Below are 7,899 nucleotides of genomic sequence, written 5' to 3' on the forward strand. Positions count from 1 at the left end.
ACCCATGGAAGCTGTAGAAAATGAAAAAGAGTTTGCTGGTTGCCCTCACCACCCTGCCCCTGTTTGCCAATGCCGGCCTGATGGACTCGCTGACCGACAGCGTCACCAGCAGCGTCAAGGATGCGGCCAGCACTGCCGTATCCGGTGCCATGGACAGCGCATCCAACGAAGCCATCAAAAAGGCACTGGATATCAAGGAAGGCGGCTCCAACAAGCAGGCAGTCAAAGATAAGCTGGGCTCTCCTGCCACCACCAAGACTGAATCCGGTCTGGAAGTGTGGACCTATGATCTGGATGCCCTGAACAAGGCCTCTCCGCTGCTGGCAGAAACCACCAAAAACCTGCTGAAAGATACCGACGCCGCCAAGAAAAACGTGGTCATCAAGTTCGAAGGCGAAACCGTCAAGAAAGTAGACCTGACCGACAAGGCTCAGGGCTAAGTTCGCTCATCCGTGCACACTCGCACCGACACAGATAGCAAGAGGGGGGAGCATCAGGCTCCCCTCTTTTATTGACAATCACCAGCGTTCAACCAATCTGCTGCTCAACGCAGTAAGCGCAAAAAGGGTGGCCTCGGCCACCCTTGGGTTGATAACAGCTGGCGCTGTTACTGGTTCGCTTCGGCGAACTGCTTCATCGCTTCGGCGTGCTTGGTCATACCGGCAGCACGCTCGTTGAGCTTCTTGATGAACTCCGCCTTCTTGGCAGGATCCTCGATGCGATCATAACGTTGCTGCAGGTTGGCCTGGATCTGCTCCGGGGTCATGTTCTGCATGCGGGCCATCTTGTCGTGGCGGCCACCGTGGTGTTTGCCACCCATCATGCCGCCGTCCATCGGGCAATCCACCATGGCACCGGGCTGGCCGGTGGGGGCCGCTTCACTGGCCGCATAGGCGCCCAGCGGCAGGCCAAGGATCAGGGTGGCGGTCAGCAGGGTTTTGGTCAGCTTTTTCATGGTCTATCTCCTGTAGGGATGATTCTGGTTCGGCGCTCTTGCCTTGCCCTCAAGTAAACACCCTGTCGGTGTCTGAACTTTGCCAGCATCGCCCTTTTTTGTAGCAGAGTGTGGCATCGTGCGGATCTGGCACACTTTGACACAAACCGTGCAGCGTATTTTCGTATACTCGTGCCAACGCCAAGCAGGGGAGGTATTCATGAACCAGGGCAACACCCACATTCTGGTGGTCGACGACCACAGCGAGATCCGCGATCTGTTGAAACGCTTTCTCGAACAGCACGGCCTGCGAGTCAGCTGCGCCCGAGATGGCAAGGAGATGAAACGGCTGCTGGAGGAGCGGGAGTTCGACCTGCTGGTGCTGGATCTGATGATGCCGGGTGAAGATGGTCTGACCCTCTGCCGCGAGCTGCGGGTCAAATCGAACCTGCCCATCATCATGCTCACTGCCATGGGGGAAGAGACCGACCGCATCATAGGGCTGGAGATGGGCGCCGATGACTATCTGGCCAAGCCCTTCAACCCGCGCGAGCTGCTGGCGCGCATCAAAGCGGTGATGCGCCGCACCCAGGCCGAGACCCAACCCGCCGCCGAAACCCTGACCCGGGATCTGCGCTTCGATCGCTGGTTGCTCGACGTCAATCGCCGGGAGCTGGTCGATGAGGATGGGGTGGGCCTGAGCCTCTCCACCGCCGAGTTCGATCTGCTCAAGGTGTTTCTCGAACGGCCGCAGCGAGTGCTGAGCCGGGATCAACTGCTAGATCTGGCCCGTGGCCGCGAGGCGGTAGCCTTCGATCGCGCCATCGATACTCTGGTGAGCCGACTGCGCCGCAAGCTGGAGCGGGATCCCAAGAATCCGGAGCTGATCAAGACCATCTGGGGTGGCGGCTATATGTTCTCCGCCGACGTGACGCAGGCATAAGCGGTGACCTTTTTGAAACGACTGTGGGCAAAAATATGGCCCAAGGGGCTGACAGGCCAGATCATTCTGGTGGCGCTGGCAGGGCTGATCCTGATCCAGCTGCTCAGCATCCAGATCTACCGCTCGGATCGGGAGGAGGCGCTTGGCTTCGTCAACAGCCGCAACGCCATGCAGCGGATCATCTCGGTGGTCAGGCTGCTCTCTCTATCACCCCCATCTCTCTATGACGAGATCCTCAAGGCGAGCCGCAGCGAAACCCTGCTGCTGCGCCTCTCAGACGAACCACTGCAACCGGATAATCGCAGCCCCCGCTTCGAGCAGCTGGTGCGCTCTCGGCTCGGCTACCCGCAGGGTCTCACCATAGAGATCAGCGCCGAGCTGAAAGAGGATGCCCAGCGCAGCAAAGCCTGGGAGCATCACGCCCGCATGATGCGGGATCGCAAGGGGCCACCGCCCCCATCACGCGACATGCGGCTCTATGGCTCCATCGAACTGCCGCAGGGAGGTTGGCTGCAGTTCAGCTCACTGGTCGACAAGGAGGCGGGCAGCTGGTCGTGGCAAACCACCCTCAATCTTATGCTGGTCGCCAGTCTGGTGATCGGGCTGATGGTGCTGCTGTTTCGCCGTGCCACTCGCCCGCTCAAGCAGCTGGCAGGCAACGCAGATCGGCTCGGACGGGGCGAGGATATCGAGCCCTTGAAAGAGGAGGGGCCGACCGAGATCCGCGAATCGATTCAGGCCTTCAACCGGATGCACACCCGGCTCGACCGCTTCGTGCAGGACAGAACCCGAATGCTGGCGGCCATCTCCCACGATCTGCGCACCCCCATCACCAGCCTGCGGCTGCGTACCGAATTTCTGGCCGATAGCGAGGACAAGGAGCGGATCCAGCAGACCCTGCAACAGATGGAGCAGATGCTGGCGGCGACCCTCAGCTTTGCCCGCGAGGAGGGACAGCAGGAGGCTACCCGCGAGCTGGATCTGGTCAGCCTGTTGGTCAGCCTGTGCGATGACTACGCTGATACCGGCCAGCCGGTCACCTGCCTGGCGGAGGGCAAAGAGGTCTACGCCTGCCGGGCCAACACCCTGCGCCGGGTGCTGCAGAACCTGATCGGCAACGCCATCAAATATGCCGGCAGCGCCGAAGTGTCGCTGGAGCGACGCAAGGAGGAGCTGTTGATCCGGGTCTGTGACAACGGGCCGGGAATCGATCCTGCGCGGCTGGAGGATGTATTCAAACCCTTTGTGCGGCTCGATGAAGCGCGCAATACCGAGTCCGGCAGTGTCGGGTTGGGGCTCTCCATTGCCCGTACCCTGGTGCATCAGCACGGCGGCGAACTGACCCTGCTCAATCGGCCACAGGGGGGACTGGAGGCGCGGATCAGCCTGCCGCTGTAAGTAGTCACTCTATCCGCCGACCTTGTCATGGCGCCGTTTACATCATGCAAACTTCATCATTTGAGCGCTTGTTCTTCGATCAGAAAGGTGGTGATAATCGGTGACCACGGGACGGTATACGGCAACGGATTGGAGCAAGGATGGCCTCTTCCAGGACAGGAGTCATAGTCAGTATCGGATGGGGGCTCCTGCTGCTCGCCCTTGCCCTGCCTGCCTGGGCCAAAGCCCCGGAAGAGCCGATCATCATTACCAACTCCAAAGCCTGGCAGCCCTTCTCCTATATCAATGAGTCGGGCCAGCCGGATGGCCTGCTGATCGATTTGTGGCGTGAATATGCCAAGGTCACCGGCCAGAAGATCGAGTTCAGGCTGGTCGACTGGCAAGGCTCTCTCGACCTGCTCCATGAGGGGAAAGCGGATGTTCACGCCGGACTGCTCTGGTCACCGGAGCGGGACAAACTGTTCGACTATGGCCGGCCTCTCGCCCAGCTCGACTCCCAACTCTTCTTCTCGAGCGAACTGCGCGGCACCGATGTCCACTACTACCTGCTCCATGAAACGGTCGGTGTGGTAGCCGGTGGCTACGAGGAGTATTACGCCAGACGCTACTTCCCCGGCACCAGACTGCAGACCTTCGACGACAATGACACCCTGCTGGCGGCGGCCTTTCGGGGCGACATTAAGGCCTTTATCGCCGATCTGCAGGTCGCCAACTTCTACATCTATACCTCGGACGATCCCACCCGCTTTATTCCGGTGCGCCACCTCTATACTGACCAGATCCGCTTTGCAGTGAGAAAGGGCGACCTTGCCCTGTTAAACCGGCTGGAAGAGGGGTTCGCCAAGCTCAAAGAGAGCGATCGGGAGCGGATCATCCGCAAGTGGATGCATGTCGAAACCGTCTACCCCATCCATCTCGGTCCCTGGCTACTGCTTGCTGGGGCATTGATCATGGTGGCCTACATAGTGCAATTGCGCCGCGCCGTTGCCAGCCGCACCACCGAGTTGAGCCGCGCCAACGCCAGACTGGAGAAACAAGCCAGTACCGACCCCCTGACCGGCCTGCTCAACCGACGGGCATTCATACCTGCCATGGAGCAACAGCTGGCAAGCGGGGAGCCCTGTGCTCTGCTGCTGTTCGATGTGGATCACTTCAAGGAGACCAATGACCGCTTTGGTCATGGCATCGGGGATCTGTTGCTGGAAAAGCTGGCCACGACTGTGACCAACCTGTTGCCCGAAGAGGCTCTGCTGGCCCGCATCGGCGGCGAGGAGTTTTGCCTGCTGCTGCCGCTGGCCACGCTGGCAGAGACAGAGCAGTGGGCCAAACGCCTCTGTCAGGAGTGCAATCAACAAACTCTGTACACCGACAATAGTGCAGTGACACTATCCATCAGCACCGGGGCAGTCTGGGTAGCCGCAGAGAGAGAGGCTGATGCCGACCAGCTACTACGGCAGGCTGATGCCCTCATGTATCAGGCCAAGGGACGGGGGCGCAATACCTGGCAAGCCGCCTCCTATCAGGCATAGCCCCCTGACGGACGCGCAATAAAAACGGCCACCATCGGAAGATGGCGGCCGCATGACAGGTTCCCTATCAGAAGTTGTAGGTCACGCCCAGGTTGTAGCGGCGACCATCCAGTACAGTGCCATAGCTGCTGTAATCCACCGTCTTGTCGAACAGGTTATAGACCCCGGCGGTCAGATCCAGATGCTTGTTGGCCTTGTAGACCAAGCCCATGTCAAAGAAGGTGTAGGAAGGAGTCCCCTCCGCCATCTTGACCCGGCTCAGGTACTCGGAGGTCTCGCCACGGAAGTTTACCCGTGACCAGAGGCTGAGATCCTCGGTGGTTTGCCAGTCAACACTGCCGTTGAACATGTGACGGGGCATCTGGTTGAGGGCATGACCCGCCAGTGGACCACTCTTCTGCTCGGACTGGGTAAAGGTGTAGCTGGAGCTGACCGACCAATCCTCATTGATGGCCCAATCCATCATCCCCTCGACACCGCGCATGTTCGCCTTGTCGACGTTGACCCGATCACTGATGAAGTCATAACTGTGACCATTGAGGGTACAGGCGGGATCACTCTTGCTGGTGCAGCGACGCACTTCGGAGATCTTGTTCTTGAAGTCGGTGTTGAACAGGGTAACCCCGGCGTTGAAGCCCTGATGACCGTTCCACAGCAGGCCGATCTCTTCACTCACGCTAGTCTCGGGTTTGAGGTCCGGGTTACCGACCAGCATACCATCCAGGCTGCCACCACCGGTGACCTGACCCCAGTTGGCCGCCGACATTCGCAAGTCAGGAGAGCGGTAACCGGTCGATACGCCTCCTTTCAGGGTCCAGCTATCATCCAGATGCCAAACGCCGTAGAGGCGCGGGCTCCAGTGAGAACCGTAGTTCTGGTCCCGATCCATGCGGGCGCCACCGGTCAGGGCAAAGCTGTCAGTGAGTGACCACTCATCCTCGACAAACATCGCCCAGCTCCAGCGGGTCAGCTGCTCGGCAGGGTTGGCCACTTTCAGGGTATTGCCCTGATCGTGCAGATCCTCATAACGATACTGCCCACCGACGCTCAGGTAGTGATCCCCCAGAATGAACTGGGTGTGGGTATCGGCGATGGTGTTGGTGAGCTCCATCTGGCGGCCGGGATTGGTGTTGGTCTCCTGCTGCAGATAGCTGCTGGAAGAGCCGAAATCATACTGACCATCATGGGTCAGCGCATAGTTGGTGCGCTCGTATCGGTTAAGGCTATCTTTCGCCTTGGCAGCCAGCGAATTGCCGGCCGTGCGATCCCGATCCTGCAGACTACGACTGGCTTCCAGATCGAAGCGGTTATGGTCATCAGGCTTGAAGCTGAGCACCGCCGTGCCACTGCGAGTCTCTTGCTCGGCAAAACCCTGGGTAAATTTGTCTTCACCACGATGAGCAAGCTGACCGTGGAAACGCAGCCCCAACACGCCATCGATCAGTGAACCTGCGGTATAGGCATCGGTCTGGAAGCTATTGCCGGCATCCTTGTTCTCCTGGAAGGTCGAATCAGCGTGAACCGAGCCCTGCCAAGCCAGACCGGTGGTCTTGCGGGTAATGACGTTAATCACGCCCCCCATGGCATCGGAACCATAACGGGATGACATAGGGCCACGGACGACCTCAATGCGCTCAATCGCCTGCAGTGGCGGCAGCCAGCCCTGCTCGATACCCGGACCATCGCTGTTCGGGCGAGTGCCACGGCTATCCACCTTCTTGCCATCAACCAGCATCAGGGTGTATTTCGAACCCATACCACGAATGCTGATATCACTGCTGCTGCCACCGCCGGTCACCACAACACCGGGAACATCCTTCAGGGCATCGGTCACATCGCGATATGCCCGTTTCTCCAGCTGCTCACGGGTAATCACGGAGATGGAGGCAGCTGAGTCTTCAATCTTCTGCTGGAAGCCGGAAGCGGTGACGACCATCACCTCTTGTTCGGCAGCATAGGCCTGGGTCGCAAGAAGGGAGCAGATCAGCAAGGCAAGCTTGTTCGGTTTCACTGTTGTCATGTTTTAGCCTGAACATTATTAGTAGGAAGGTGACGTATTCCCTTACTTCACTCATTACAACGCCATAGCATCCGGCCAGACGCAGCATTAGAAAAGGCTCATTTGAAAAGCACTTTATTAATCAGCCCGCATTGTAACGACCTCGCCAGAATCATTCAAACAATAATCATTATCATTTGATTCATGTGGTATTCCTGCAGCAGAATCGCTCATTCTTGATAAGAGACTGTTTTAATGGAATAAATCCATAAGCAAAAAAGGGATTACACAAACAAGTGGAAGCGATGACGTACCGTTGCAAGATGGCCTGATTTAATCGTCATGCACTATGGCCAAGGTGGGGTGTGATGCGATACAGAGCTGGAAACAGTAGCAAGAACGCCAACAGGGGGAAGGTATTGCCATCGCGGTGGGATGTCGGCAGCTCACCAGCAGGCTAAAACATCAAAACCCAGTCGTCAGACTGGGCTTTGTGTTGGTTCTGGTGTGCAAAACTGTGGATCACTGGGCAAAAACGCCCATAGCAAAAAGGCCTTCCCAGATGGGAAGGCCTTTCAAATTAGTGGCGGAGCGGACGGGACTCGAACCCGCGACCCCCGGCGTGACAGGCCGGTATTCTAACCGACTGAACTACCGCTCCGCATTCGGTTAGCTTGCGCTAAATCATTTGCCGCTTCTTATGAGGTGTCATCCTCGCAGCCAGTGACGTGATTCTTCACATCACCGTTTAATTGGGTGCCTGGCAGTGTCCTACTCTCGCATGGCGAATGCCACACTACCATCGGCGCTACCGCGTTTCACTTCTGAGTTCGGCATGGGATCAGGTGGTTCCACGGCGCTATGGCCGCCAGGCAAAATCTTCAATCTGAGAAAGCTGACATAAGTAATTCGTTCGTATTTGCTACAAGCCTTAGAACACTTCTTGGGTGTTGTATGGTTAAGCCTCACGGGTAATTAGTATGGGTTAGCTCAACACGTCACCGCGCTTACACACCCCACCTATCAACGTTGTGGTCTCCAACGGCCCTTTAGGACCCTCAAGGGGTCAGGGATGACTCATCTCAGGGCTCGCTTC

At 58.0% G+C, this 7,899-nt stretch carries 6 protein-coding genes, 1 tRNA gene and 2 rRNA genes; 4 read left to right on the top strand and 5 right to left on the bottom strand.

Annotation, left to right across the window (positions count from 1 at the left end; genetic code table 11):
• The first annotated feature begins 20 nt into the window (after window positions 1-20).
• Complete coding sequence (locus G5179_RS03075; protein WP_421257846.1) at window positions 21-440, top strand: hypothetical protein; 420 nt, start codon at window positions 21-23, stop codon at window positions 438-440.
• A 167-nt stretch (window positions 441-607) separates the two neighbouring features.
• On the opposite strand, the gene G5179_RS03080 is transcribed toward G5179_RS03075, so the two are convergent.
• Window positions 608-955: a hypothetical protein gene (locus G5179_RS03080; RefSeq protein WP_100652356.1), complete on the bottom strand. Its 348-nt coding sequence runs from the start codon at window positions 953-955 to the stop codon at window positions 608-610.
• Between the two features lie 199 nt (window positions 956-1,154).
• Here G5179_RS03080 and G5179_RS03085 point away from each other — a divergent pair, with 199 nt between their 5' ends.
• The 3 genes from G5179_RS03085 to G5179_RS03095 all read left to right on the top strand — a co-directional run bounded on the left by G5179_RS03085 (window position 1,155) and on the right by G5179_RS03095 (window position 4,804).
• Window positions 1,155-1,877, top strand: coding sequence for a response regulator (locus G5179_RS03085; RefSeq protein WP_005342708.1), 723 nt, complete (start codon window positions 1,155-1,157; stop codon window positions 1,875-1,877).
• Window positions 1,878-1,910: 33 nt separating this feature from the next.
• The gene (locus G5179_RS03090; RefSeq protein WP_371878966.1) at window positions 1,911-3,275 is read left to right on the top strand and encodes an ATP-binding protein; all 1,365 of its coding nucleotides are present in this window, start codon (window positions 1,911-1,913) and stop codon (window positions 3,273-3,275) included.
• A gap of 140 nt (window positions 3,276-3,415) precedes the next feature.
• Window positions 3,416-4,804 carry a diguanylate cyclase domain-containing protein gene (locus tag G5179_RS03095; RefSeq protein ID WP_421257847.1) on the top strand — a complete coding sequence of 463 codons (1,389 nt, stop codon included), beginning with the start codon at window positions 3,416-3,418 and terminating at the stop codon, window positions 4,802-4,804.
• Window positions 4,805-4,871: 67 nt separating this feature from the next.
• Here G5179_RS03095 and G5179_RS03100 read toward each other — a convergent pair whose 3' ends face one another.
• The 4 genes from G5179_RS03100 to G5179_RS03115 all read right to left on the bottom strand — a co-directional run.
• Window positions 4,872-6,824, bottom strand: a complete 1,953-nt coding sequence (locus G5179_RS03100; protein ID WP_216949988.1) for a ligand-gated channel protein — start codon at window positions 6,822-6,824, stop codon at window positions 4,872-4,874.
• Window positions 6,825-7,387: 563 nt separating this feature from the next.
• Window positions 7,388-7,464: transfer RNA gene (locus G5179_RS03105), tRNA-Asp, on the bottom strand.
• A 97-nt stretch (window positions 7,465-7,561) separates the two neighbouring features.
• Window positions 7,562-7,676 (bottom strand): 5S ribosomal RNA (gene rrf, locus G5179_RS03110).
• A gap of 81 nt (window positions 7,677-7,757) precedes the next feature.
• Window positions 7,758-7,899 (bottom strand): 23S ribosomal RNA (locus tag G5179_RS03115); the annotation flags it as partial.

This window comes from Aeromonas sp. 600886, assembly GCF_049174935.1.
GTDB classification, from domain to species: Bacteria; Pseudomonadota; Gammaproteobacteria; order Enterobacterales; family Aeromonadaceae; genus Aeromonas; species Aeromonas veronii_A.

Coding starts and splice junctions, on each gene's coding strand:
- G5179_RS03100 (WP_216949988.1), bottom strand. CDS start 6,824: ATGACAACAGTGAAACCGAACAAGCTTGCCTTGCTGATCTGCTCCCTT.
- G5179_RS03075 (WP_421257846.1), top strand. CDS start 21: ATGAAAAAGAGTTTGCTGGTTGCCCTCACCACCCTGCCCCTGTTTGCC.
- G5179_RS03085 (WP_005342708.1), top strand. CDS start 1,155: ATGAACCAGGGCAACACCCACATTCTGGTGGTCGACGACCACAGCGAG.
- G5179_RS03095 (WP_421257847.1), top strand. CDS start 3,416: ATGGCCTCTTCCAGGACAGGAGTCATAGTCAGTATCGGATGGGGGCTC.
- G5179_RS03080 (WP_100652356.1), bottom strand. CDS start 955: ATGAAAAAGCTGACCAAAACCCTGCTGACCGCCACCCTGATCCTTGGC.